This is a genomic window from Enterobacter sp. K510, from assembly GCF_055804875.1.
The window spans coordinates 202,410-228,514 of the sequence record NZ_JBNRLQ010000001.1 but is presented as its reverse complement, the minus strand read 5'-3'; the positions used below and the strand labels follow the sequence as shown (position 1 = coordinate 228,514).

General features: G+C 58.3%; 20 protein-coding genes and 3 tRNA genes. 15 read left to right on the top strand and 8 right to left on the bottom strand.

Annotated features, from left to right (window positions below; all coding sequences use genetic code 11):
* Positions 1-48 precede the first annotated feature (48 nt).
* Genes ACQUTD_RS01025 through recD form a run of 8 tightly spaced genes read left to right on the top strand, consistent with a single transcriptional unit; the run spans position 49 to position 13,473 of the window.
* Positions 49-519: a prepilin peptidase-dependent protein gene (locus ACQUTD_RS01025; RefSeq protein WP_473276745.1), complete on the top strand. Its 471-nt coding sequence runs from the start codon at positions 49-51 to the stop codon at positions 517-519.
* Positions 510-1,073: a prepilin peptidase-dependent protein gene (locus ACQUTD_RS01020; RefSeq protein ID WP_473276744.1), complete on the top strand. Its 564-nt coding sequence runs from the start codon at positions 510-512 to the stop codon at positions 1,071-1,073. Before ACQUTD_RS01025 ends, ACQUTD_RS01020 begins: the two co-directional genes overlap by 10 nt.
* Positions 1,070-1,477: a DUF2509 family protein gene (locus tag ACQUTD_RS01015; protein ID WP_473276743.1), complete on the top strand. Its 408-nt coding sequence runs from the start codon at positions 1,070-1,072 to the stop codon at positions 1,475-1,477. Before ACQUTD_RS01020 ends, ACQUTD_RS01015 begins: the two co-directional genes overlap by 4 nt.
* On the top strand, positions 1,462-1,785 hold the full coding sequence (locus ACQUTD_RS01010; RefSeq protein WP_318376362.1) for a prepilin-type N-terminal cleavage/methylation domain-containing protein: 324 nt from the start codon (positions 1,462-1,464) through the stop codon (positions 1,783-1,785). Before ACQUTD_RS01015 ends, ACQUTD_RS01010 begins: the two co-directional genes overlap by 16 nt.
* Before the next feature lie 12 nt (positions 1,786-1,797).
* The gene (gene recC / locus ACQUTD_RS01005) at positions 1,798-5,166 is read left to right on the top strand and encodes an exodeoxyribonuclease V subunit gamma (RefSeq protein ID WP_473276742.1); all 3,369 of its coding nucleotides are present in this window, start codon (positions 1,798-1,800) and stop codon (positions 5,164-5,166) included.
* A 56-nt stretch (positions 5,167-5,222) separates the two neighbouring features.
* Positions 5,223-8,108: a pitrilysin gene (ptrA, locus tag ACQUTD_RS01000; protein WP_473276741.1), complete on the top strand. Its 2,886-nt coding sequence runs from the start codon at positions 5,223-5,225 to the stop codon at positions 8,106-8,108.
* Positions 8,105-11,650, top strand: coding sequence for an exodeoxyribonuclease V subunit beta (recB, locus tag ACQUTD_RS00995; RefSeq protein WP_473276740.1), 3,546 nt, complete (start codon positions 8,105-8,107; stop codon positions 11,648-11,650). The genes ptrA and recB overlap by 4 nt, the downstream gene beginning before the upstream one ends.
* Positions 11,647-13,473, top strand: a complete 1,827-nt coding sequence (gene recD / locus ACQUTD_RS00990; RefSeq protein ID WP_473276739.1) for an exodeoxyribonuclease V subunit alpha — start codon at positions 11,647-11,649, stop codon at positions 13,471-13,473. The genes recB and recD overlap by 4 nt, the downstream gene beginning before the upstream one ends.
* A 30-nt stretch (positions 13,474-13,503) precedes the next feature.
* Here recD and argA read toward each other — a convergent pair whose 3' ends face one another.
* Positions 13,504-14,835 (bottom strand): amino-acid N-acetyltransferase, encoded by a 1,332-nt coding sequence (argA, locus tag ACQUTD_RS00985; protein ID WP_072569930.1) that lies wholly within the window; start codon positions 14,833-14,835, stop codon positions 13,504-13,506.
* Positions 14,836-15,063: 228 nt separating this feature from the next.
* On the opposite strand from argA, the gene amiC reads away from it, so the two are divergent.
* The gene (amiC, locus tag ACQUTD_RS00980) at positions 15,064-16,317 is read left to right on the top strand and encodes an N-acetylmuramoyl-L-alanine amidase AmiC (protein ID WP_318363826.1); all 1,254 of its coding nucleotides are present in this window, start codon (positions 15,064-15,066) and stop codon (positions 16,315-16,317) included.
* A 60-nt stretch (positions 16,318-16,377) separates the two neighbouring features.
* Here the strand turns inward: amiC and ACQUTD_RS00975 are convergent.
* The 3 genes from ACQUTD_RS00975 to ACQUTD_RS00965 form a co-directional block, all read right to left on the bottom strand.
* Positions 16,378-16,454, bottom strand: a tRNA-Met gene (locus tag ACQUTD_RS00975).
* Positions 16,455-16,500: 46 nt separating this feature from the next.
* Positions 16,501-16,577 (bottom strand) — tRNA-Met (locus ACQUTD_RS00970).
* A 52-nt stretch (positions 16,578-16,629) separates the two neighbouring features.
* Positions 16,630-16,706, bottom strand: a tRNA-Met gene (locus ACQUTD_RS00965).
* 210 nt (positions 16,707-16,916) lie between these two features.
* Between ACQUTD_RS00965 and mltA the strand changes: the two genes are divergently transcribed.
* The gene (mltA, locus tag ACQUTD_RS00960; RefSeq protein ID WP_318364315.1) at positions 16,917-18,020 is read left to right on the top strand and encodes a murein transglycosylase A; all 1,104 of its coding nucleotides are present in this window, start codon (positions 16,917-16,919) and stop codon (positions 18,018-18,020) included.
* A gap of 66 nt (positions 18,021-18,086) precedes the next feature.
* Entirely contained in the window at positions 18,087-18,893 is an 807-nt protein-coding gene (tcdA, locus tag ACQUTD_RS00955; RefSeq protein WP_318374820.1) for a tRNA cyclic N6-threonylcarbamoyladenosine(37) synthase TcdA, read from the top strand.
* On the opposite strand, the gene csdE is transcribed toward tcdA, so the two are convergent.
* Positions 18,884-19,327: a cysteine desulfurase sulfur acceptor subunit CsdE gene (gene csdE / locus ACQUTD_RS00950; RefSeq protein ID WP_088221433.1), complete on the bottom strand. Its 444-nt coding sequence runs from the start codon at positions 19,325-19,327 to the stop codon at positions 18,884-18,886. The two genes, tcdA and csdE, sit on opposite strands and share 10 nt — an antisense overlap.
* Entirely contained in the window at positions 19,327-20,532 is a 1,206-nt protein-coding gene (csdA, locus tag ACQUTD_RS00945; protein WP_473276736.1) for a cysteine desulfurase CsdA, read from the bottom strand. The genes csdE and csdA overlap by 1 nt, the downstream gene beginning before the upstream one ends.
* Positions 20,533-20,724: 192 nt before the next feature.
* Here csdA and ACQUTD_RS00940 point away from each other — a divergent pair, with 192 nt between their 5' ends.
* The 4 genes from ACQUTD_RS00940 to rlmM all read left to right on the top strand — a co-directional run bounded on the left by ACQUTD_RS00940 (position 20,725) and on the right by rlmM (position 23,748).
* Positions 20,725-20,952 carry a YgdI/YgdR family lipoprotein gene (locus tag ACQUTD_RS00940; protein ID WP_072569936.1) on the top strand — a complete coding sequence of 76 codons (228 nt, stop codon included), beginning with the start codon at positions 20,725-20,727 and terminating at the stop codon, positions 20,950-20,952.
* Between the two features lie 349 nt (positions 20,953-21,301).
* A complete protein-coding gene (gene gcvA, locus ACQUTD_RS00935) occupies positions 21,302-22,216 on the top strand; it encodes a glycine cleavage system transcriptional regulator GcvA (RefSeq protein ID WP_072569937.1) in 915 nt (304 codons plus the stop codon).
* Between the two features lie 43 nt (positions 22,217-22,259).
* Positions 22,260-22,655, top strand: coding sequence for a DUF423 domain-containing protein (locus ACQUTD_RS00930; RefSeq protein WP_072569938.1), 396 nt, complete (start codon positions 22,260-22,262; stop codon positions 22,653-22,655).
* Positions 22,648-23,748, top strand: a complete 1,101-nt coding sequence (rlmM, locus tag ACQUTD_RS00925; RefSeq protein WP_473276735.1) for a 23S rRNA (cytidine(2498)-2'-O)-methyltransferase RlmM — start codon at positions 22,648-22,650, stop codon at positions 23,746-23,748. The genes ACQUTD_RS00930 and rlmM overlap by 8 nt, the downstream gene beginning before the upstream one ends.
* Positions 23,749-23,788: 40 nt before the next feature.
* On the opposite strand, the gene xni is transcribed toward rlmM, so the two are convergent.
* Both xni and ACQUTD_RS00915 read right to left on the bottom strand, forming a co-directional pair.
* Complete coding sequence (xni, locus tag ACQUTD_RS00920) at positions 23,789-24,544, bottom strand: flap endonuclease Xni (protein ID WP_072569940.1); 756 nt, start codon at positions 24,542-24,544, stop codon at positions 23,789-23,791.
* A gap of 147 nt (positions 24,545-24,691) precedes the next feature.
* The gene (locus ACQUTD_RS00915) at positions 24,692-26,059 is read right to left on the bottom strand and encodes an L-serine ammonia-lyase (protein WP_473276734.1); all 1,368 of its coding nucleotides are present in this window, start codon (positions 26,057-26,059) and stop codon (positions 24,692-24,694) included.
* Between the last annotated feature and the right edge of the window lie 46 nt (positions 26,060-26,105).

Here is a 26,105-nt window from a genome sequence, read left to right as displayed (position 1 = left end):
CACGCTTTCCCGTTCGCTCTCTCTGCACGTCTTCGGCACACTGCCGCCATGAAAAAACAACAAGGCTTCACCCTGATCGAAATCCTGGTCGCCGTGGCGCTGGTCATCATTCTGAGCGGCGCAGGGCTGTACGGCTGGCAGAGTTTCCGCCTGCACCAGCAGCTGTGGCAAACCGCCTGGCAGGTGCGTGTTTACCTGGAGCTGCTGCGCGATGATGCCAACTGGCAGAACCGCGACCACCTTATCAGCGCCAGCACAACGGAGGACGGCTGGTGCCTGTTAAGTTCGGTGAATGAGCAGTCAGGCTGCGCGGCTGATAATGCGTTTGCGCTGCGGCCGTTGTTCCCTGGCGTGGCGCTGGCTAGCATCACGCCGTCGCTGCGTTTTTTTGGTCTGCGCAATACCGCCTGGCCCGGACATGTCGTGCTGCGCAACCCGGCGGGCGAATGGCGAATTATCGTTTCAAACGGAGGACGAATAAGAATGTGTCAACCTGTGGCGGCCACGCCATGCATCTGACCCATCGCGGCTTTACGCTGCCGGAGGTGTTGATCGCGATGACAATCGGCAGCGTGCTCCTGCTTGGCGCGGCGCGCTTTCTGCCGGGCTTACAGAGGGCGATGCTCGCCCAGACCCGCCAGCAGGCGCTGGAAGATGAAATCTGGCAGCGGCTCTATACCATGGCAAAACACGTGCAGCGGGCCGGTTATTGCCGTGGCCTGTGCAACGGCCAACCGCTGGTGATAAAGCCGCAGGCGTCCTGCATCATTGTGCAGTGGGACGGCAACAGCAACGGCGTGTGGGATCGCGCGCCTGCAAAAGAGCCGGATCAGACCGGATTTCGCCTGCACGACGGCGCGCTGGAAACCCGGCGCGGGGCGACATCCTGTCAGGACAAGGGCTGGGATAAAATGACCGAGCCTGAGACGATCACCGTAGAGCAGTTCAGCGTGAAGCACGTGCGGCCTGACGGTTTTCACAGCCAGCTCACGCTTACCCTTGCAGCCAGCGTGACTGGCCATCCGGACGAGCGCATCATTGCCCGCCACAGCGTAACGAGTTACAACCTGTGAAGCGCCAGCGTGGGATGTCGTCGCTGGGGCTGGTACTGCTCATCATGCTGCTGGGAAGTGTGATGCTGAACGGACTAAACCAGCGCCAGCACATGCATCATCTGCGGGTGGTCAGCGAAAGCCGGGCGCTGCGCACGATGGCGGATGCGCAGTCCGCCATGGAGTGGGGAAGGTTACAGCCATGGCAATCCCGGCCAGCGGTGCAGTGTCGGCAGGCGCACGGCCATGACTGGCGCGCCTGTCTGCGAATTTTTGACGACCAGACGCTGCTGCTGATCGCCGCGAGCGGCAGCCATACGCTGTGGCGTCTGGGCGCGCTGGAAAACGATCGCGTGATATTTTCCCGCCATGGCTGGAGTGATTTTTGCCCGTTCACCGGGGAGGCGTTATGTCAGCTTCCCTGAAAAATCAGGCAGGATTCAGCCTGCCCGAAGTGCTGCTGGCGATGGTCCTCCTGGTGATGATCATCACCGCGCTGGCGGGAACGCAGCGTGCATTAATGAGCGGTTTTTTGCACGATAGCCTCTACCGGGAGGTATGGCGTAATGCCTGGCAGCATATACAGTGGTATCCTGTTGCTCCGCCAGCAGGCTGGCAGGTGAAGCGAATGCAGACAAGCACGGCGGGATGTGTCAGCATCAGCGTAACAATCACCTCTCCCGTGGGTCGGCAGGGTCAGATGTCGCGGCTATATTGCCCAATCAGTCAGTAGTCAGGAGCATTTATGTTAAGGGTTTATCACTCCAATCGTCTGGATGTGCTTGAAGCACTGATGGAGTTTATCGTTGAGCGCGAACGCCTCGACGATCCCTTTGAAGCGGAAATGGTGCTGGTGCAAAGCACCGGCATGGCGCAATGGCTCCAGATGACGCTGTCGCAAAAATTCGGTATTGCCGCCAATATTGACTTCCCGCTGCCCGCGAGTTTTATCTGGGATATGTTCGTGCGTGTGCTGCCGGACATCCCTAAAGAGAGCGCGTTTAATAAGCAAAGTATGAGCTGGAAGCTGATGGCCCTGCTGCCCGACATGCTGGAGCAGGAGGCCTTCGCCATGCTCGGGAATTATCTGCACGACGATGACGACAAGCGCAAACTCTTCCAGCTCGCCTCGCGCATTGCGGATCTCTACGATCAGTATCTGGTGTACCGCCCCGAATGGCTGACCCGCTGGGAAGCCGGCGAATGGGTGGATGGCTTAGGCGAAGCGCAGATCTGGCAGGCGCCGCTGTGGCGCATGCTGGTTGAGCATACCGCGGCGCTCGGACAGCCGCACTGGCACCGTGCCAATCTCTATCAGCGGTTTATCCAGACGCTGGAAAACGCCAGTGAATGCCCGCCGGGGCTGCCGTCCCGCGTCTTTATCTGCGGCATCTCCGCGCTGCCGCCGGTCTATTTACAGGCCTTACAGGCGCTGGGTAAGCACGTAGACGTGCACCTGCTGTTCACCAACCCGTGCCGTTACTACTGGGGCGATATTAAAGATCCGGCGTTTCTGGCGAAACTCATCACCCGCCGCCGCAAACATCATCGCGAAGCGCAGGAAACGCCGCTGTTCCAGGAAGGGCTGGAGGTGGAAAGCCTGTTTAATGATGAAGGCGAGCAGGACGTGGGTAACCCGCTGCTGGCCTCCTGGGGTAAGCTGGGACGCGACTATATCTATCTGCTGGCGGGACTGGATCGCTATGACGAACTGGACGCCTTTGTGGACGTCACCCCTGGCACGCTGCTCAATAATTTGCAGTCGGACATTCTGGAGCTGAAAAACAGCGTGGTCGCTGGCGTCACCGCCGAGGAGTATGCGCGCAGCGATGCGAAACGCCTGCTCGATCCCGCCGATCGCAGCGTGACGGTGCACGTCTGCCACAGCCCGCAGCGGGAAGTGGAAGTGTTGCACGACCGTCTGCTGGCCATGATGCAGGACGATCCTGAACTGACGCCGCGCGACATCATCGTGATGGTGTCGGATATCGACAGCTACAGCCCCTTTATTCAGGCGGTCTTCGGCAGCGCCACCGGGGCGCGTTTTGTACCCTATGCCATTTCCGACCGCCGGGCAGGGCAGGCGCATCCGGCGTTACAGGCGTTTCTCAGCCTGCTGTCGCTGCCGGACAGCCGTTTCCAGTCAGAAGACGTGCTGGCGCTGCTTGACGTGCCTGTACTTGCCGCGCGTTTCGATATTGATGAAGAAGGGCTGCGTTATCTGCGTCAGTGGGTCAACGAATCCGGCGTACGCTGGGGCATGGATGACGATAACGTGCGCGAGCTGGAACTGCCGCCTACCGGTCAGCATACCTGGCAGTTTGGCCTGATGCGTATGCTGCTGGGCTATGCGATGGAGAGTCGCCACGGGGAGTGGCGCTCGGTGCTGCCTTATGATGAATCCAGCGGGCTTATCGCCGAACTGGTGGGGCATCTGGCTTCGCTGCTGATGAAGCTCAATCTGTGGCGCAAAGGCCTGTCCCAGGCACGTCCGCTGGTCGAGTGGCTGCCGGTATGCCGGGATATGCTTAATGACTTTTTCTTGCCCGATGCCGACACCGAAGCGGCGCTGGCGCTGATTGAACAGCAGTGGCAGGCGATGATCGCCCACGGCGTAGGAGCTGCATATAACGAGTCGGTACCGCTGACGCTGCTGCGGGACGAACTGACGCAGCGCCTGAACCAGGAGCGTATCAGCCAGCGTTTTCTGGCCGGGCCGGTAAATATTTGTACCCTTATGCCAATGCGCTCTATTCCCTTTAAAGTGGTCTGCCTGCTGGGCATGAACGACGGCGTATACCCGCGCACGCTGGCGCCGCTGGGATTTGACCTGATGAGCCAGAAGCCAATGCGCGGCGACCGCAGCCGCCGTGACGATGACCGTTACCTCTTCCTTGAGGCGCTGATTTCCGCCCAGCAAAAACTCTATATCAGCTACATCGGACGCTCGATTCAGGATAACAGCGAACGCTTTCCGTCCGTACTGGTGCAGGAACTGGTGGATTACATCGCTCAGAGCCACTATCTGCCGGGGGATGAATCGCTCACCTGCGATGACAGCGCAGCAAGGGTGATCCAGCATCTGACTCACCTGCACACCCGTATGCCATTCGATGCGGAAAACTTTGTCAGCGATGAAGTACAGAGCTTCGCGCATGAGTGGCTGCCCGCCGCCAGCCAGCAGGGCGTTGCCCACGAAACCTTTATTCAGCCGCTGCCCGTGCAGCCTATAGAGACGCTGGCGTTTGAGCAGTTACAGCGCTTCTGGACGCACCCTGTGCGGGCCTTTTTCCAGATGCGCTTACAGGTGAACTTCCGCCCGGAAGCCAGCGACATCCCCGACGCCGAACCCTTTATTCTGGACGGTCTGAACCGCTATCAGCTTAATCAGACGCTGTTGAATACGCTGGTGGAACAGGAAGACGCCGAAAAGCTGTTCCGCCGCTATCGTGCCGCAGGAGAACTCCCCTACGGGGCATTCGGCGAAATTGTCTGGGAAACGCAGCAGCAGGAGATGCAGGCGCTGGCGGATCGCATTAACGAATGCCGCCTGCCTTGTGAAAGCATGGAGATCGACCTTCACTGCGGCGGTGTGCAGCTCACCGGCTGGCTACAGCAGGTGCAGGCCGACGGGCTGCTGCGCTGGCGACCCTCCCTGCTCAGCGTATCCCAGGGACTGCAACTTTGGCTGGAACACCTTGTCTACTGTGCGAGCGGCGGCACCGGGGAAAGCCGTCTGTTCGTGCGCAAAGACGGCGAATGGCGCTTCCCGCCGCTTGAAGCAGATCAGGCGCATCACTACCTTGAACAGCTTATCGCCGGGTATCGCGAGGGGATGTCGCAGCCCTTACTTTTACTACCAGAAAGCGGCGGGGCGTGGATAAAAGCCTGTTACGACGCGCAAAATGATGCCATGTTAAAGGACGACGCGACGCTGGCGAAAGCGCGCGCGAAGTTTCTTCAGGCTTACGAAGGCAACATGGTGGTGAGCGGCGAAGGGGACGATGTGTGGTATCAGCGTCTGTGGCGCACCCTTGAACCGGAACACTTTGATGCCATCACCGCCCAGGCGGAGCGCTATTTATTGCCGCTCTATCGTTTCAGTCAGTCCTGATAAAAATGAGTCGCTGGCGGGGCCAGTACAGCGTTTGTTAATGATGAGGTTTGTGAATGCCGAGCAGCACCTGGTTTAAAGCATTAATCATTTTTGCCGCCCTCTGGGCACCGTTAAGTCAGGCAGACACCGGCTGGCAACCCGTTCAGGAAACCATTCGTAAAAGCGATAAAGATACCCGTCAGTATCAGGCGATCCGCCTTGATAATGGCATGGTCGTGCTGCTGGTCTCGGATCCGCAGGCAGTCAAATCCCTCTCCGCGCTGGTGGTGCCAGTGGGATCCTTACAGGATCCCGATACTCATCCAGGCCTTGCGCACTATCTTGAACATATGACGCTGATGGGGTCGAAAAAATACCCGCAGCCGGACAGCCTCGCCGAGTTTCTGAAGTCGCACGGCGGCAGCCATAACGCCAGTACCGCGCCTTACCGCACCGCTTATTATCTGGAAGTGGAAAATAACGCGCTGGAAGGAGCCGTCGATCGCCTGGCGGACGCCATCGCCGCGCCGCTGTTAGACAAGAAGTATGCCGAACGTGAACGTAATGCGGTGAATGCCGAGCTGACCATGGCCCGCGCCCGCGACGGTATGCGCATGGCGCAGGTCAGCGCCGAAACCATCAACCCGGCCCACCCCGGCGCGCGTTTTTCGGGCGGCAATCTTGAGACGCTGAGCGATAAACCCGGCAGCCCGGTGCATGACGCTCTGCTGGCTTTCCGCGATAAATACTACTCCGCTAACCTGATGAAGGCCGTGGTGTACAGCAACCGTCCGCTGCCTGAGCTGGCGAAAATCGCCGCGCAAACCTATGGACGCGTACCGAACAAAAATATCACCCCGCCGGAAGTGACGGTGCCGGTGGTGACGGATGCGCAAAAGGGCCTGATTATTCACTATGTGCCCGCCATCCCGCGTAAAGTGCTGCGCGTGGAATTCCGTATCGGCAATAACACGCCGCAGTTTCGCAGTAAAACCGATGAGCTGGTGACCTATCTCATCGGCAACCGCAGTCCGGGAACCCTTTCTGACTGGCTGCAACAGCAAGGACTGGTGGAAGGGATCCGCGCCGACTCCGATCCGGTAGTCAACGGCAACAGCGGCGTGCTGGCGATTTCCGCCACGCTGACCGATAAAGGCCTTGCCCATCGCGATGAAGTGGTGGCGGCAATTTTTAGCTATCTGAAACTGCTGCGCGAACAGGGCGTGGATAAACGTTACTTTGATGAACTGGCGCACGTGCTGGATCTCGATTTCCGCTATCCGTCCATCACCCGTGATATGAGCTATGTCGAATGGCTGGCGGATACCATGATCCGCGTGCCGGTGGAACATACTCTGGATGCGGTGAATATTGCCGACCAGTACGATCCCCAGGCGCTGAAAGACCGCCTTGACATGATGACGCCGCAAAACGCCCGCGTCTGGTATATCAGCCCGGATGAGCCGCATAACAAAACCGCTTATTTTGTGAATGCGCCTTATCAGGTGGATAAAATCAGCGCGCAGACCTTTAGCGACTGGCAGCAAAAATCCGCCGCCATCCCGCTGAAATTGCCGGAGCTGAACCCCTATATCCCGGACGATTTCACCCTGCTGAAACCGGGTAAAAGCTTTGAACATCCGGAACTTATCGTGGATGAGCCAGCGCTGCGGGTGGTGTACATGCCGAGCCGCTATTTCCCGCAGGAGCCCAAAGCTGATGTCAGCGTGGTGCTGCGTAATCCACAGGCGATGGACAGCGCCAGAAACCAGGTGCTGTTTGCCCTGAACGACTATCTGGCGGGTATCGCGCTGGATCAGCTCAGCAATCAGGCGGCAGTGGGCGGCATTAGCTTTTCGACTAACGCCAATAACGGCTTAATGCTTAACGCCAATGGTTATACCCAGCGGCTGCCGCAGCTGTTTGAGGCGTTGCTGAAAGGCTACTTCAGCTATGAGCCAACCGAAGAGCAGCTGGCGCAGGCCAAATCCTGGTATGCGCAGATGATGGATTCAGCCGACAAAGGCAAAGCCTACGATCAGGCTATTTTGCCTCCGCAAATGCTCTCTCAGGTGCCCTATTTCCAGCGGGAAGTGCGCCGCGAACTGCTGCCCTCTATTAGTCTGCAGGACGTGGTGGCATACCGTAACGCGCTGAAAACCAACGCCCGTCCGGAATTTCTGGTGGTCGGCAACATGGCGGAAAGCGAGGCGAAAGCCTTAGCGCACAACGTACAGACGCAACTGGGGACGCAGGGTAATGAATGGTGTCGTAACCGGGATGTGCTGGTAGATAAAAAGCAGTCGGTCATCTTTGAAAAAGCGGGCAGTAGCACTGATTCCGCGCTGGCCGCGGTGTTCGTGCCGCCGGGTTACGATGAGTTCAGTAGCTCCGCCTACAGCGCCATGCTCGGCCAAATCATTCAGCCGTGGTTTTATAATCAGCTGCGCACCGAGGAGCAGCTCGGCTATGCGGTTTTTGCCTTCCCGTTCAGCGTCGGACGGCAGTGGGGCATGGGCTTCCTGTTACAAAGCAGCGATCGCCAGCCAGCGTATCTGTGGGCGCGTTATAAAGCCTTCTTCCCGACGGCGGAAGCCCGACTGCGGGCGATGAAGCCGGAAGAATTTGCCCAGATCCAGCAGGGGGTGATCGCGCAAATGGAGCAGGCCCCTCAGACGTTAGGTGAAGAAGCCTCGCAAATCAGCAAAGATTTCGATCGCGGTAATATGCGCTTCGATTCACGTGATAAAGTAGTGGCCCAGATTAAACTGCTGACGCCGCAAAAGCTGGCGGATTTCTTCCACCAGGCGGTGGTTGAACCGCACGGTATGGCGATCCTCTCCCAGGTTTCCGGCAGCCAGAACGGCAAGGCTGAGTATGTTCGTCCTGAAGGCTGGAAAGTGTGGGATAACGTCAGCAAGTTGCAGCAAACTATGCCCCTGTTAAGTGAGAAAGAATGACCGAACCCGCCCAGACCCTTGATCCACTGCGCTTGCCGCTGACAGGCGAGCGCCTGATTGAAGCGTCGGCGGGGACGGGAAAAACCTTCACCATTGCCGCGCTCTATTTGCGGCTACTGTTGGGCCTTGGCGGTCCGGCGGCATTCCCGCGCCTGCTGAGCGTGGAAGAGTTGCTGGTGGTGACCTTCACCGAGGCGGCGACGGAAGAGCTGCGCGGACGTATCCGCAGCAATATCCATGAACTGCGCATCGCCTGCCTGCGCGGTTCTTCTGATAATCCGCTGTATGCCAGCCTGCTGGACGAAATCCCCGACCGGCAACAGGCCGCCAGCTGGCTGCTGCTTGCCGAACGGCAAATGGACGAGGCGGCCGTGTTTACCATTCACGGCTTCTGCCAGCGTATGCTGAGCCTTAACGCCTTTGAGTCCGGCATGCTGTTTGAGCAACAGCTGATTGAAGACGAATCCCTGCTGCGCGCGCAGGCGTGCGCAGACTTCTGGCGTCGCCACTGTTATCCGCTGCCGCGTGATATCGCCCAGGTGATCCACGCCTCCTGGCAGGGACCGCTGGATCTGCTGAAATCCATCAACCGCTATTTGCAGGGTGAAGCGCCGGTGATCAAATCGCCGCCGCCGGAAAACGAAACCCTGGCGGAGCGGCATCAGCAGATCATCACGCAAATTAACGGCATGAAAGCCCAGTGGCTGACGGCCTGCAATGAAATTGACGCGGTGATCGAGCCATCCGGCATCGACCGGCGGAAGTTCAACCGTGGCAACCAGGGTAAGTGGATCGAGAAGATCACCGCCTGGGCGCAGGAAGAAACGCGCAGCTATCTGCTGCCCGACGCGCTGGAAAAGTTCTCGCAATCCTTCCTGGCGTCACGCACCAAACCGGATGGCGTGGTGCCGGAGCATCCGCTGTTTGTCGCGATTGAAACCTTTCTGGCCCGTCCGCTGACGTTAAGCGATCTGGTGCTGGTCAAGGCGATGAAAGAGATCCGCGAAGCCGTGGCGCGGGAAAAGCGCCGTCGCGGCGCGCTGGGTTTTGACGACATGCTCAGCCGTCTCGACAGCGCCCTGCAAAGTGAAAACGGCGACGCGCTGGCTGCGGCGATTCGCCAGCGTTTTCCGGTGGCGATGATCGATGAATTTCAGGATACCGATCCTCAGCAATACCGTATTTTCCGCCGTATCTGGCGGCAACAGCCCGACACCGCGCTGCTATTGATTGGCGATCCAAAACAGGCGATCTATGCATTTCGCGGCGCGGACATTTTCACCTACATGAAAGCGCGCAGCGAAGTCAGCGCCCACTACACGCTTGATACCAACTGGCGCTCGGCACCGGGTATGGTTGCCAGCGTCAATACGCTGTTCAGCCGGATGGATAACGCCTTTATGTTTCGCGAGATCCCCTTCCTGCCGGTGAAATCCGCGCCGAAAAACAGCGCGTTACGCTTTGAGCTTAACGGTCAGATGCAGCCTGCCATGAGCCTGTGGCTGATGGACGGCGACGGCGTCAGCGTCGGGGATTACCAGACCTTTATGGCGCAGCACTGCGCCGCGCAAATCCGCGACTGGCTGATCGCCGGACAGCAGGGTAGCGCTGTGCTGCACGATGGCAAAGTCAGCCGCGCGGTGAAAGCCTCGGATATCACCGTGCTGGTGCGCAGCCGCCACGAAGCGGCGCTGATCCGCGATGCGCTGACGCTGCTGGCGATCCCGTCCGTCTATCTCTCCAACCGCGACAGCGTATTTGAAACCCCTGAAGCGCAGGAGCTGCTCTGGCTGTTACAGGCGGTGTTGGCCCCGGAGCGGGAAAGCACGCTGCGCAGCGCCCTGGCCACCTCCATGCTGGGTCTGAACGCCCAGCACATCGAAGCGCTTAATCTTGATGAGCAGGCGTGGGATGAGGTGGTAGAGGAATTTGACGGTTATCGTCAGCTGTGGCAAAAGCGCGGCGTGATGCCGATGCTGCGCGCGCTGATGAAGCACCGCAATATTGCGGAAAATCTGCTGGCGACCTCCGGCGGTGAACGGCGGCTGACGGATATTCTGCACATCAGCGAGCTGCTACAGGAAGCAGGCGCGCATGCCGAGAGCGAACATGCGCTGGTGCGCTGGCTGGCGCAGCATATCGCCGAGCCGGACAGTAACGCCTCCAGCCAGCAACTGCGGCTGGAAAGCGACAAACATCTGGTGAAAATCGTCACCATTCATAAATCCAAAGGTCTGGAATATCCGCTGGTCTGGCTGCCCTTTATCGCCAACTACCGCGCGCAGGACCAGGCTTTCTATCACGATCGCACGTCCTTTGAGGCGGTGCTCGATCTGAGCGATGCCGAGGAGAGCGTGGCGCTCGCCGAAGCTGAACGTCTGGCGGAAGATTTGCGTCTGCTGTACGTGGCGCTGACGCGTTCAGTGTGGCATTGCAGCCTGGGAATTGCGCCGCTGTTCCGTCGGCGTGGCGAGAAAGCGGGCGACAGCGATTTCCATCACAGCGCCTGCGGTCGGCTGATCCAGCAGGGTGAGCCGCGGGATGCCGCCGGGCTGCGGGCTTGTCTGCAAAGCCTGGAGAGTGACAACATTGCGCTGCACATTCCCGGCGTGCCGGATAACCGCCGCTGGCAGTTCAACAGCGAGGTGCCGCCGTTGCTGCGCGCGCGCGATATTGAGCGCCTGGTGCGCGATGACTGGCGCGTCACCAGCTACTCCGGCCTGCAACAGCGTGGACACAGCATGGCGCAGGATCTGCTGCCGCGCTTCGATCTCGATGCCGCAGGCGAACGGGATGCGCAGGAAACCCCGGCGCTGACGCCGCACCAGTTTCCGCGCGGCGCGTCGCCCGGTACCTTCCTGCACAGCCTGTTTGAAGATCTCGATTTCACTCAGCCGGTCGCGCCTGAATGGGTGGCGGAAAAGCTTGAGCTGGGCGGGTTTGACGAGCACTGGCAGCCGGTACTGAGCGAGTGGATCAACGCGATCCTACAGGTGCCGCTCAGCGGGCCAGGCATCTCGTTAAGCCAGCTGCCAGCCCGCGAAAAGCAGGTGGAGATGGAGTTTTATTTGCCGATCAGCGCTACCCTGACCGCACCGGCGCTTGATGCGCTGATCCGCCGTTACGATCCGCTGTCCGCCGACTGCCCGCCGCTCGATTTCCGCGATGTACGCGGCATGCTGAAAGGCTTTATCGACCTTGTTTTCCGTCATAACGGGCGCTATTACCTGCTCGATTACAAATCGAACTGGCTCGGGGAAAGTAGCGAAGCCTATACCCAGGCGGCGATGGCGCAGGCCATGCAGGCGCACCGCTATGATCTGCAATACCAGCTCTACACCCTGGCGCTGCACCGTTATTTACGACACCGCATCGCCGGATATGATTACGAGCAGCACTTCGGCGGCGTGATTTATCTGTTCCTGCGCGGCGTGGATCGCGACGCGCCAGGCCAGGGGATTTTTGCCACCCGCCCGGATGTGCAACTGATTAGCCAGATGGACGCGCTGTTCGCCGGTGAGATGCAGGAGAACAGAGAATGAATATGCAGAATTTATTATTAGAGGCCGTGGCGCAAAAAGCGCTGCGTCCGCTGGATGTGCAGTTTGCGCTGACCGTCGCCCGTGACGATGAACCCGCCGTGATGCTGGTGGCGGCGTTGTTAAGCCGCGATGCGGGGGAGGGGCACGTCTGCCTGCCGCTGTCGCGCCTGTCCGTCGCCGAGTTCAATCGCCTGTACCCGCAGCTGTTGCCCTTGCTGGAGGAAGCGGGCGTGCCGGATGACTGGCGCGCAATGCTGCTTGCTTCGCCTGCGGTGAGCGCAGGGGATGAGCCGACGCCCATGGTGCTGACCGGTGAGCGGTTGTATCTCAACCGTATGTGGTGCAATGAGCTGACGGTGGCGCGCTTTTTCTGCGAGGCCAACCAGCCGCTGCCGGTGAATGAAGATGAAATTAAACGATCGCTGGATGAACTCTTTCCGGCAACCGACGGCATCAACTGGCAGAAAATCGCCGCCGCCGTGGCGCTGACAAGACGGATCTCGGTGATCTCCGGCGGGCCGGGCACGGGTAAAACCACCACCGTGGCTAAATTGCTGGCAGCGCTGGTGCAGACCGCCAACGGCGACAAATGCCGTATCCGGCTGGCGGCGCCTACGGGCAAAGCCGCCGCGCGACTGACCGAATCGCTCGGCGCGGCGCTGCGCCAGCTGCCGTTAAGCGATGAGCAAAAGAAACGTCTGCCGGATGAGGCTAGTACGCTGCACCGCTTACTGGGGGCGCAGCCGGGCAGTCAGCGCCTGCGCTACCATGCGGGCAACCCGCTGCATCTGGACGTGCTGGTGGTGGATGAAGCCTCCATGATCGACCTGCCGATGATGTCGCGGCTTATCGACGCGCTGCCGCCGCACGGACGGGTGATTTTCCTGGGCGATCGCGACCAGCTGGCGTCGGTGGAAGCCGGTGCGGTGCTGGGGGATATCTGCGCCTGGGTGAACGCCGGTTACAGCCCACAGCGTGCCGAAGAGCTGTCGCGTCTCACTGGCATGCAGGTACCCTGCGGCGAACAACAGGGCGCGGAGGCGCTGCGTGACAGCCTCTGCCTGCTGCAAACCAGCTACCGTTTCGGCAGCGATTCCGGTATCGGACAGCTGGCGGCCGCGGTAAACCGGGGTGATAAGCCCGCCATGCGCGCCGTCTTCAGCCAGGGCTTTACCGACATCGGCAAAAGCACCTTACAGACCGGCGATGATTATCAGACCATGATCGATGACGCGCTGGCAGGTTATGCGCGTTATTTACAACTGGTACGCGACGGCGCGCCGCCAGAAGACGTGCTGGCGGCGTTCAGCGAGTTTCAGCTGCTGTGCGCGCTGCGCGACGGGCCCTTTGGCGTCGGCGGTTTAAACGAGCGCCTCGAGCAACGAATGGCGCAGAAACGCTGGCTGGTGCGTCATGCCCACTCCCGCTGGTACGAAGGGCGTCCGGTAATGATTGCCCGCAACGACAGCGCGCTGGGGCTGTATAACGGGGATATCGGCGTGGCGCTGGATCGCGGGCAGGGGACGCGCGTCTGGTTCCCGCTGCCGGACGGCACCATCAAGTCTGTGCAGCCGAGCCGTTTACCGGATCACGATACCGCCTGGGCGATGACGGTACATAAATCCCAGGGGTCGGAGTTTGACCATGCGGCGCTGATTTTGCCGGGGCAGATTGTGCCGGTGGTGACCCGCGAGCTGGTGTATACCGCCATCACCCGTGCGCGGCGCAGGCTGTCGCTGTATGCTGATGACCGTATTCTGGCGCAGGCGATTGCCACCCGCACCGAGCGGCGCAGCGGATTAAGCGACATCTTTTCACTGTGAAAGCACCCCCGCCCGCTGCGGGGGCGTAAATCAGCCGAGATCCGCCATCAGCACTTTTGAACGGCGCTGATAGTTGTACATCTCTTTTTTGCTCTCCGGCAGGGAATCAATATCCACCGGCGTAAAGCCGCGCTCCTGGAACCAGTGAATACTGCGCGTGGTTAACACGAAGAGTTTGCTGAGTCCCATCTGCCGGGCCTGTAAAGCCACACGCTCCAGCAATACCTCACCGCGGGACGAGCTGCGGTAGTCCGGGTGCACCGCCACGCAGGCCATTTCACCGATTTTTTCTTCCGGGAAAGGATAGAGCGCCGCGCAGGCGATGGTCAGGTTATCGCGCTGGATAATAGTGAATTTGTCGATCTCCATCTCCAGTTGCTCACGCGAGCGGCGAACCAGAATACCCTGCTGCTCCAGCGGGCGGATCAGCTCCAGAATACCGCCGATGTCGTTGATGGTCGCACGACGGATCTGCTCGGCGCTCTCCATTACGATTTGCGTGCCGATACCGTCGCGGGAGAACAGCTCCTGCAACAGCGCGCCATCTTCCTGATAGCTGATCAGGTGACTGCGACGCACACCGCTGCGGCAGGCTTTGACCGCCCCGCGCAGAAAGCGCACCGTGCCCGACTGGTAATCCTGACGCGCTTCCAGCTCCTCAACACGCGCCTGGGCATCGTTGGGGAACAGCTCAGAGACGATATTGCCATCGTCGTTGATCACCCCCTGAGAGGAGCAGAAGCCGATCATTTTCTCCGCCTTCAGCTTAATCGCCAGCTGGGTGGCGATCTCTTCTGACGTCAGGTTGAAGCTTTCACCCGTTACCGATACCGCCACCGGCCCCATCAGCACAATGGCGCCGCTGTCCAACTGGCGGTGAATGGCTTCCTCGTCGATACGACGGATACGGCCGCTGTGGCAGTAGTCCACGCCATCATCCACGCCCAGCGGCTGGGAGATAATAAAGTTGCCGCTCACCACGTTGATATGCGCGCCCTGAAGCGGCGTGTTGTTGAGGCTCATCGACAGCCGGGCGGTAATATCCAGCTGCAACTGACCTGCCGCCTGTTTAACCAGCTCCAGCGTTTTGGCGTCGGTCACGCGGGTATGTTTGTGATAAACCGGCTCGTGATGATGCGCGGCAAGGTTCGCGTCAATTTGCGGGCGCGCGCCATACACCACCACCAGGCGAATGCCGAGGCTGTGCAGCAGGCCAATGTCATTGACGATACTGGAAAAGTTCTCATGCTCAATGGCTTCGCCGCCCAGCATGATGACAAAGGTTTTCCCCCGATGGGCATTAATATAGGGAACTGAATGGCGGAATCCCTCGACCAGTTCGGTTCTACGCTCCTTCACCACGGCACAACCCTCACTGCATGATTATTCGGATTTTGTGTATTTTTATTCTTTTATGGCGGCGGGCGCAAGCCTAAATTTGCCGCGGCTCCATTTTCATTGCCACGAGAATTAAGTTACGAATGCTATGTTTACCCTTTTGTTGATGACAGTTTATGCGTCATTCGTTAAAGTTTTCGGTCAATTTGGACGTATAGATAGCTTATTAGATTTACTTTGCTCGGGAGAGGCATGTCAGGATCCAATTCAATTATCAGCCGCCGCCGTTTACTGCAAGGGGCAGGCGCGATGTGGTTGCTCAGCGTAAGCCAGGTGGGACTGGCTGCGGTAAGCCAGGTTATCGCCGTGCGCGTCTGGCCTGCATCCACCTACACGCGCGTGACCGTGGAATCGAACCGGTTATTAAAATATCGCCAGTTCGCCCTGAGTAATCCTGAACGTCTGGTTGTGGATATTGAAGGCGTCAACCTGAACTCGGTCCTCAAAGGCGTGGGCATGCAGATCCGCGATGACGATCCCTTTATCAAATCTGCGCGCGTCGGGCAGTTCGATCCGAAAACCGTGCGTATGGTGTTTGAGCTGAAACAGAATGTGACGCCGCATCTGTTCTCGCTGGCGCCGGTGGCAGAGTTTAAAGAGCGTCTGGTGATGGATCTCTACCCGGTGAACGGGCAGAACGAACAGGATCCGCTGCTGGCCCTGCTGGAAGATTACAATAAAGGTGAGCTGGACCGGCAGGTGCCGCCTGCGCAGAGCGGGCCGAAGCCGGGTAAAGCGGGGCGCGATCGCCCGATTGTGATCATGCTGGATCCGGGGCACGGCGGGGAAGATCCCGGCGCGATTGGCAAATACAAAACCCGGGAAAAAGATGTGGTGCTGCAAATCGCCCGCCGTCTGCGTGCGCTCATCGATCGCGAAGGCAACATGAAAGCCTATATGACGCGTAACGAAGATGTGTTTATCCCGCTGAAGGTGCGGGTGGCGAAAGCGCAGAAGCAGCGGGCGGATCTTTTTGTCTCCATCCATGCGGATGCCTTTACCAGCCGGGCGGCGCGCGGTTCATCGGTGTTTGCGCTGTCCACCAAAGGCGCAACCAGTACCGCCGCCAAATACCTCGCCGAGACGCAGAACGCCGCTGACCTGGTCGGTGGCGTCAGCAAAAGCGGGGACCGCTATCTCGATCACACCCTGTTTGATATGGTGCAGTCGCTGACGATTAACGACAGCCTGAAGTTTGGCAAAGAGGTGTTAAAGCGTCTTGGCGGTATCAACAAACTGCACAAAAACCGCGTGGATCAGGCAGGCTTCGCAGTGCTGAAAGCGCCGGATATTCCGTCGATCCTCGTCGAAACGGCGTTTATCAGTAATATCGAAGAAGAGCGCAAGCTGAAGACCGCGAAGTTCCAGCAGGAAGTGGCGGAGTCGATTCTGGCAGGGATTAAGGCGTACTTTGCAGAGGGCGGGGCACTGGCACGGCGCGGATAACGCGTCGTTTTTTTACGGAACGCAGAAACAAAAAAACACCCGTCAGGGTGTTTAATGTGTTGGTTGCGGGGGCCGGATTTGAACCGACGACCTTCGGGTTATGAGCCCGACGAGCTACCAGGCTGCTCCACCCCGCGTCCGTCTTTACTCTTCCATCGAGTAATCTTTCTCTTTGTGCATAATTGGTTGCGGGGGCCGGATTTGAACCGACGACCTTCGGGTTATGAGCCCGACGAGCTACCAGGCTGCTCCACCCCGCGTCCGTCTTTTACTCTTTCATTCGAGTAAACGTCTTACTGTAATGCACTTAATTGGTTGCGGGGGCCGGATTTGAACCGACGACCTTCGGGTTATGAGCCCGACGAGCTACCAGGCTGCTCCACCCCGCGTCCGTGGAAGCGCACTATACTCCGCTCGCTCTTTGACGCAACCTTTTTTCAACGAAATGACGCATTTCACCGGGCGTCTGAATAAAAATAGTGCAATAAGGCTATTTTTTGAACCATTCGGGACAGTGATGCCGTTCGCACATTTCATTAGCGGCAGGGGTTTGTTATCTTCAGAGCACGCATTCGGCTTAAGTAAGAAGACGAGACATAATGAAAGGACGTTGGGCGAAGTACCTTCTCACTGGCGCGATGGTAGCCATCCTCGCAGCCTGTTCCTCTAAACCGACCGATCGCGGTCAGCAGTATAAAGACGGGAAATTCACCCAGCCTTTCTCTCTGGTTAATCAGCCAGACGCCGTAGGTGCGCCTATCAACGGCGGCGACTACGCCGAGCAGGTAAGCCAGGTGCGCACCGCGTCACCGCGCTTATACGGCAAGCAGAGCGCCATTTATAACGCCGTACAGGACTGGCTGCGCGCGGGCGGCGATACGCGCACCATGCGTCAGTACGGTCTGGACGCCTGGCAGATGGAAGGCGCGGATAACTACGGCAACGTGCAGTTCACCGGTTACTACACGCCGGTGGTGCAGGCGCGTCATACCCGTCAGGGCGAATTCCAGTACCCGATTTATCGTATGCCGCCAAAACGCGGACGGCTGCCGTCCCGGGCGGAGATCTACGCCGGGGCACTGAGCGACAACTATATCCTCGCCTACAGCAACTCGCTGATGGACAACTTTATTATGGACGTGCAGGGCAGTGGCTATATTGATTTCGGCGACGGCAGCCCGCTCAACTTCTTCAGCTACAGCGGCAAAAACGGCCATGCCTACCGCAGCATCGGTAAAGTGCTGATCGATCGCGGCGAAGTGAAGCGGGAAGATATGTCGATGCAGGCGATCCGTCACTGGGGCGAAACGCACAGCGAAGCGCAGGTGCGCGAACTGCTGGAGCAAAATCCGTCCTTCGTCTTCTTCAAACCGCAATCTTACGCGCCGGTGAAAGGGGCGAGCGGCGTGCCGTTGATTGGCCGCGCATCCGTGGCCTCTGATCGCAGCATTATTCCGGCCGGGACAACGCTGCTGGCGGAAGTGCCTTTGCTGGATAACAACGGCAAATTCAACGGCCAGTACGAGCTGCGTCTGATGGTGGCGCTGGACGTGGGCGGCGCAATTAAAGGCCAGCACTTCGATATTTATCAGGGGATTGGCGCAGACGCCGGTCATCGCGCGGGATGGTATAACCATTATGGCCGCGTGTGGGTACTGAAGACCGCGCCGGGCGCAGGATCGGGTAACGTGTTTAGCGGGTGATCGTGCTACTATTTTGCCCCTCTCCTGCAAGGGGAAGGTGATCATCAACTCCATTTCTGAGGTTTTATGTCTGCGGTAATCAGCGACGCCTGGCGTCAGCGTTTTGGTGGCACAGCGCGTCTGTATGGCGAAAACGCGTTGCAGCTTTTTGCGGATGCGCATATCTGCGTGGTGGGGATCGGTGGCGTTGGATCCTGGGCGGCGGAAGCGCTGGCACGCACCGGCATCGGCGCTATCACGCTGATTGATATGGATGATGTCTGCGTCACCAACACCAACCGGCAGATCCACGCCCTGCGCGACAGCGTGGGCCTTGCGAAATCCGAAGTGATGGCTGAGCGCATTCGTCAGATCAACCCGGAATGCCGGGTGACGGTAGTGGACGATTTCGTTACCGCCGACAACGTGGCGCAGTACATGAGCGCCGGATTCAGCTATGTGATCGACGCCATCGACAGCGTACGGCCTAAAGCTGCGCTGATCGCCTGGTGCCGTCGCAATAAGATCCCGCTGGTGACCACCGGTGGCGCGGGCGGGCAGATCGATCCGACACAAATCCAGGTCAGCGATCTGGCGAAAACTATTCAGGATCCGCTGGCGGCGAAGCTGCGCGAAAGGCTGAAAAGCGATTTCGGCGTGGTGAAAAACAGCAAGGGCAAACTTGGCGTGGACTGTGTATTCTCCACCGAAGCGCTGGTGTATCCGCAAGCGGACGGCTCGGTATGCGCGATGAAAAGCACTGCGGAAGGGCCAAAACGGATGGACTGCGCCTCAGGTTTTGGCGCGGCGACCATGGTTACAGCCACTTTTGGTTTTGTGGCTGTGTCCCATGCGCTGAAAAAAATGATGGCGAAAGCGGCGCGTCAGGCCTGACGCGCGGCATCCTGTACGGCGGCGGCCAGCGCCGCCAGCCCCTGACTGCGGGAGGCGCTAAGCTGCCCGCGTAATCCCAGCTCATCAAACAGCGCCAGCGGATCCTGCGCCAGCAGGGTCGGCGCCGTTTTCCCTTCCACCGCCGTCAGCAGCACCGCCAGCAATCCACGTACAATGCGGCCTTCGCTGTCGCCGAAGAAATGCAGTTTTCCCTCGCCGGAAAGGGTGTAGCCCAGCCAGACACGATTTTCGCAGCCGGGAATTTCCCGCGCCTGGGCTTTCAGCTCGTCCGACAGGGCGGGCAACTGTTTACCTAGCAGGATCAGCTGTCGGTATTTATCTTCCCACTGCGTCAGCGGGTTAAAAATCTGACGCAGTGTGTCTTCGGTTACGGCGCTGCCGAACGGGTGTCCGGCGAAAGCAGGGTTAGTCATTAATCCACCAGAAGTTCAAGGGCTCGGTCGATGGCGTTAACCAGCGCATCGACATCGTTTTTCGTATTATAGGGCGCAAAAGAGGCACGCAGTGTACCGCTGACGCCGAGCGCCGCCAGCAGCGGCTGGGCGCAGTGCTGGCCTGCCCGCAGCGCGATGCCGTACTCTGCCAGCAGCGTCACCATATCGCTGTGGTGCACCCCGGCAAAATCAAAGGCCAGCAGGCTGGAATCCTGGCAGCGGAACGAGCGGAAGCCGGGGCGTTTTGCCAGCGCGTCTTCCGCCAGCGTCGCCAGCCCGCGGCTGTAGCTTTCGGCCTGCGCCATATCCATTTCTTCCAGCCATTCCAGCGCCGCGCTCAGCCCAATCACCCCGGCCACGTTCGGCGTGCCCGCCTCCAGGCGCCAGGGCACCGGCTGGGTTTTAAAGCCGTCAAAGGTGACCTCGGTGATCATCTTACCGCCGCCCAGCCAGGGGGGCATCGCCTCCAGCAATTCGCTTTTGCCATAGAGCGCGCCGATGCCGGTCGGGCCATAGAGTTTGTGGCCGGAAAAAGCATAAAAATCAATGTCCAGCTTTTGCACGTCCGCCGGGAAGTGCACCGCGCCCTGGGCGCCATCCACCATCACCACCATACCGGCAGCGTGGGCGAGAGTTATGGCGCGCGCCAGATCCGGACAGCCGCCGGTGACGTTGGACATTTGCCCGATGGCCATAATGCGGCTGCGGGGGGTGATCAGCGCGGGAAGTTGTTCAATGTCCGGCACACCGTCGGCCGCAACAGGCAGCTTCACCACGCTCGCGCCGGTTTGCTCCGCCACCATCAGCCAGGGCACCAGATTGGCATGATGCTCTGCCTCGCTGACGATAATCTCATCGCCTGGCTGTAAACGCGGACGCGCATAACACTGGGCGACCATATTGATCGCCTCGGTGGTGCCCCGCGTCCAGACGATGTTGTTACCGGCAGGCGCGTTAAGCAGGGCGGCAACCTGGTCGCGCGCGGCTTCATAGCGCGCCGTCAGTTTTTGCGCCTGCGCATGCTGGCTGCGATGCACGTTTCCTGCGCTCAGGCTGTAAAACTGCTGCGTGGCGTCAATGACGGCCTGTGGTTTTAGCGCAGTGGCGGCGCTGTCCAGATAGACGCCCGCATCGGCAAGAGCAGGAAATTGGGCACGAAAATGGGCAGGATTGAATGCGTTCATGGCGTTCCTCATAGTCAGACGATGATCGTCGCGCAATTTGCAAACTGATACAAGCGCCTGTGCTCCATCAGATTTTTCTGTTTATCCTGGCGCACTTTCGAAAGCAGGTTATGCTAAATAGTGTTGGGTGGACGTTGAACCCTGTTAATAAACAAGATTCAGATAGCATTAATTGCTAAAAGGAGAAGAATCATGAAAAAGACTGCCGCCATTATTACCGCATGTATGATGACTTTTGCACTGAGCGCCTGTTCGGGTCCGAACTATGTAATGCACACCAACGATGGCCGTTCCATTGTGTCTGAAGGTAAGCCGAAAACCGACGATCAAACCGGCATGATCTCTTATAAAGACGCTAACGGTAACAAACAGCAGATCAATCGCACTGACGTAAAAGAAATGGTTGCTCTGGAAAAATAATAGCCCGTTTCAGAGTAAAAAAAAGCACCGCAATTTGCGGTGCTACATTAATCACTATGGACAGACAGGGTAAATGTACAGGAAGTGAAAAGGGTAGCGTTGCTACCGTGGTCTGAATAGCAGACCAATTGCAAACACAACAACACAACATCACAACCGCAAGCCAAAAGCCCTTCAGAACACGCATTCCAAAAAAGACTCTTCGTTCCGGCTCAGGAAGTGCCGCCACTATAGGTATTTGCTGGTAGTTCCTCAACGGACAAATTATAATGTCTCAGATAAAAAAAACTAATGGGTTAAACCTTGTTTCCTGTTTGTTAAATTCCATTAACATCTGAACCTTATAATCATGTCCAAGCGCTTACCACCTCTTAATGCATTACGTGTTTTTGATGCCGCCGCACGCCATTTAAGCTTCACCCGCGCCGCAGATGAGCTTTTTGTGACGCAGGCCGCAGTAAGCCATCAAATCAAGTCTCTTGAGGATTTCCTTGGGCTGAAGCTGTTCCGCCGTCGCAACCGTTCTCTGTTATTAACAGAAGAAGGTCAGAGTTATTTTCAGGATATTAAAGAGATTTTTTCCCAACTCACCGACGCCACCCGCAAACTGCAATCGCGCAGTGCTAAAGGGGCGCTGACCGTCAGTTTATTGCCCAGTTTTGCCATTCAGTGGCTGGTGCCGAGACTCACCAGCTTTAATTCAGCTTATCCGGGAATCGACGTCAGGATCCAGGCGGTTGACCGCGAAGTGGACAAGCTGGCGGATGATGTCGATGTGGCAATTTTTTATGGGCGCGGCAACTGGCCGGGCTTGCGTGTCGAAAAATTATACGCAGAATATCTGCTGCCGGTCTGCTCGCCGTTACTGCTCACTGGCGATAAGCCCCTGAAAACGCCTGCGGATCTGGCAAAACATACGTTATTGCATGATGCTTCCCGCCGCGACTGGCAAACTTATACGCGACAGTTAGGTCTTAATTTGAATGTGCAGCAGGGACCGATTTTCAGCCATAGCGCTATGGTGCTACAGGCGGCAATCCACGGACAGGGTATCGCGCTGGCCAACAATGTGATGGCGCAGTCCGAAATTGAGGCAGGCCGACTGGTCTGTCCGTTTAATGATGTACTGGTCAGTAAAAACGCGTTTTATCTGGTTTGTCATGACAGTCAGGCAGAACTGGGTAAAATAGCCGCCTTTCGACAGTGGATCCTGGCAAAAGCGGCATCAGAGCAAGAAAAATTCCGCTTCCGTTACGAGCAATAATTCAACGCGCGCGATTTCGCGCATGACTTTTTAGGGTACTGACATGACCAGCCGGTTTATGCTGATTTTTGCTGCCATTAGTGGCTTTGTTTTTGTTGCGCTGGGCGCCTTCGGCGCGCACGTGCTGGGGAAATCTCTGGGCACGGTAGAGATGGGCTGGATCCAGACCGGTCTTGAATACCAGGCTTTCCATACGCTGGCGATTTTCTGCCTCGCCGTGGCGATGCAGCGTCGCATCAGCATCTGGTTTTACTGGAGCAGCGTGTTTCTGGCGCTGGGTACGGTGTTGTTCAGCGGGAGCTTATACTGCCTCGCGCTTTCCCATCTGCGCCTGTGGGCCTTCGTCACCCCGGTCGGCGGCGTCTGCTTCCTCGCGGGATGGGTATTAATGTTAATTGGTGCTATTCGTCTGAAACGTAAGGGCGTTGTTCATGAATAAAGTTGTCTTGTTGTGTCGCCCGGGTTTTGAGAAAGAGTGCGCCGCAGAAATTACCGATAAAGCCGGACGCCTTGAGGTGTTTGGCTTTGCCCGCGTGAAAGAAAACTCAGGCTATGTGGTTTTCGAATGCTATCAGCCTGATGACGCGGATAAGGTAGCAAAAGATCTGCCGTTCAGCTCGCTGATTTTTGCCCGCCAGATGTTTGTCGCCGGCGAGCTGTTGCAGGATCTGCCGCCTGACGATCGCATCACGCCGATTGTCGGCATGTTGCAGGGCGTGGTGGAAAAAGGCGGTGAGCTGCGCGTTGAAGTGGCGGACACCAACGAAAGCAAAGAGCTGATGAAGTTCTGCCGTAAGTTCACCGTACCGCTGCGTGCGGCGCTGCGCGAGGCGAAAATCCTCACCAGCTACGAAACCGCAAAACGTCCGGTGGTGCATGTGTTCTTTATCGCTCCTGGCTGCTGCTATGCCGGTTATTCGTATACCACTAACAATTCACCGTTTTACATGGGCATTCCGCGCCTGAAGTTTCCGTCTGACGCGCCAAGCCGTTCCACCCTCAAACTGGAAGAAGCCTTCCATATCTTCATTCCGGCAGACGAGTGGGACGAGCGCCTGGCAAACGGCATGTACGCGGTGGATCTGGGTGCCTGTCCGGGCGGCTGGACCTATCAGCTGGTGAAACGCAACATGTGGGTGGCCTCTGTGGATAACGGCCCGATGGCGCAGAGCCTGATGGATACCGGGCAGGTCACCTGGCTGCGTGAGGATGGTTTCCGCTATCGCCCGACGCGCAATAACATTACGTGGATGGTGTGCGATATGGTGGAGAAACCCGCGAAAGTCACCGCTCTGATGGTGCAGTGGCTGGTCAACGGCTGGTGCCGCGAAACCATTTTCAACCTCAAGCTGCCGATGAAAAAACGCTACGAAGAAGTGTCCGGCAACCTGGCGTACATTCAGGAGCAACTGGCGGAGCACGGCATCAATGCCACTATTCAGGCCCGTCAGCTGTATCACGATCGCGAAGAAGTGACCGTGCACGTGCGCCGCTGGTGGGCTGCGGTGGGCGGACGTCGCGACGAGCGTTAATGCTTCATCATGATCCTCTCCGTTTGGGGAGGATCAGCCGTTATCTCGCCAGCCGTAGCTGCTGCAAATTCCCTTCCACCTGTAGATCCGTTTTCAGCCTTGCCACATCCCGGCAGATAAACGCCATTTCACGATGTTCCACCAGTTTTTTGCGCCACTTTTCCGGTACCTCCGCAAGCCCTGCATAGAGATTTTCCAGCGTGCCAAAGGTGGTGATAAGCTGCGTGGCGCTCTTCTGCCCGATACCCGCCACGCCCGGAATTTTTGAACTGCTGATCCCCGCCAGTCCCCAGTAATCCGCCAGTTGCTCAGGCGTGACGCCAAATTCAGCGGCAATAAAGGGCGCATCCAGCCAGCGCTTCTGAAAATAGTCGCGGATGCGGATGGTCGGAGAGAGCAGCTGGCAGTAGCCTTTGTCCGTTGACACTATGGTGGCCTGATGCCCGGCCTGCGCCACTTTTACCGCCAGGGTGGCGGCCAGATCGTCCGCCTCATTGCCTTCTGACACCCAGCATGGCACGCCGTGGCTGGCAAAGGCCGCACGCAGGGCAGGCATCTCCGCGTGCAGGTTGTCCGGCATCGGCGCGCGACCTGCTTTGTAATCCGGCAGGATCTGATGCCGCCAGCCGCTGTTGCGCGCCTCGTCATCAAAGACCGCCACCGCATGAGTCGGCTGGCTGTGAAGGATCAACTGGTCGAGCGCGTGCAGGCAGGTCTGGACGCAGGGCGATCCCTGCACGGCATGGATCCGGCGAATAAGATTAAGCGCATCAACAATTAACAGATGAACAGCCACAGCACGCTCCCGAAAAAATTTAACGCGCTAAGGGTAACACCGGCGGTGAGGAGGAGGCCAGAAAGCGGGGGAAAAACAGGAAGACGCCTCGCAAAAAAGCCGGGTGGCATAAGCGCACCCGGCTTCATAAAGGAACGACTGACGTGATTAATCGCAGGCGACGACTTTCATCGCCAGACCGCCACGGGATGTTTCGCGGTATTTGGCGTTCATGTCTTTGCCCGTCTCATACATGGTCTCAATGACTTTATCGAAGCACACGCGCGGCTCGCTGGTACGGCGCAGGGCCATACGCGCGGCGTTCACCGCTTTCACCGAGGCAATGGCGTTGCGTTCAATGCAGGGTACCTGTACCTGTCCGGCGACCGGATCGCAGGTTAGCCCCAGGTTATGCTCCATGCCGATTTCGGCCGCGATGCACACCTGCGTCGGGCTGCCGCCCAGCAATTCCGCCAGACCTGCCGCTGCCATGGAGCAGGCCACGCCCACTTCACCCTGACAGCCCACTTCCGCGCCGGAAATGGAGGCGTTCATTTTGTACAGGGAGCCGATTGCGCTGGCGACCAGCAGATAGCGGGCCAGTGAGTTAGCATTTACTTCACGAATAAATTTATCGTAGTACGCCAGCACCGCCGGCACGATGCCGCAGGCGCCGTTGGTCGGCGCGGTCACCACACGTCCACCGGCGGCGTTTTCTTCGTTCACCGCCAGCGCGAACATGTTGATCCAGTCGACCACCGCCATCGGATCGGTAGAAGTTTTATCACCGCTGACCAGCATCCGGCGTAACGCCGCCGCCCGGCGCGGGACGCGCAGTTTGCCCGGCAGGACGCCTTCGGTGGTAATGCCGCGCTCAATGCCGCCGCGCATCACTTCCCAGACGTTTGCCAGATGCTGATCCAGCTCGGCTTTGCTGCGCAGGGCCAGCTCGTTTTTCATCATCAGGCCGGAGAGGGATAAGCCGGTTTCCTGGCAATGACGTTGTAAATCGGCGGCATTTTTATAGGGGTACGGCACCGTGATTTCTGCATTACTGGTCAGGCCGAAATGCGCCTCATCGACGATAAAGCCGCCGCCGATGGAGTAATAGGTCTGGCTGTAAACCACGCTTTCACCCGCCAGCGCGCTGATACGCATGCCGTTTTCGTGCAGGAAAAGGTTATCGGCATGGAAGTTCATGCACTGGTCAACCGGAAATTCCACTTCATGCTGACCGTTCGCCAGCAGCAGGCGGCCATGGGTATTCACGTCCTGAATGAAGCCCGGAATGCTGTCGATGTCGACGCTGTCCGGCAGGTTGCCCGCCAGCCCCATAATAATGGCGATATCGGTATGGTGGCCTTTGCCGGTGAGGGAGAGGGAGCCGTAAACATCCACCACGACGCGAGTGATGTCACTGAGAATGCCACGCGCAATCAGGTCGTCCGTAAACTGTTTACCTGCTTTCATTGGTCCCACGGTATGGGAACTGGAAGGGCCAATGCCGATTTTGAAAATATCGAATACGCTAATCATGATGCATCATCCGTTGCTATGAGTCAGAGGGCGCCGCCCGAAAAGG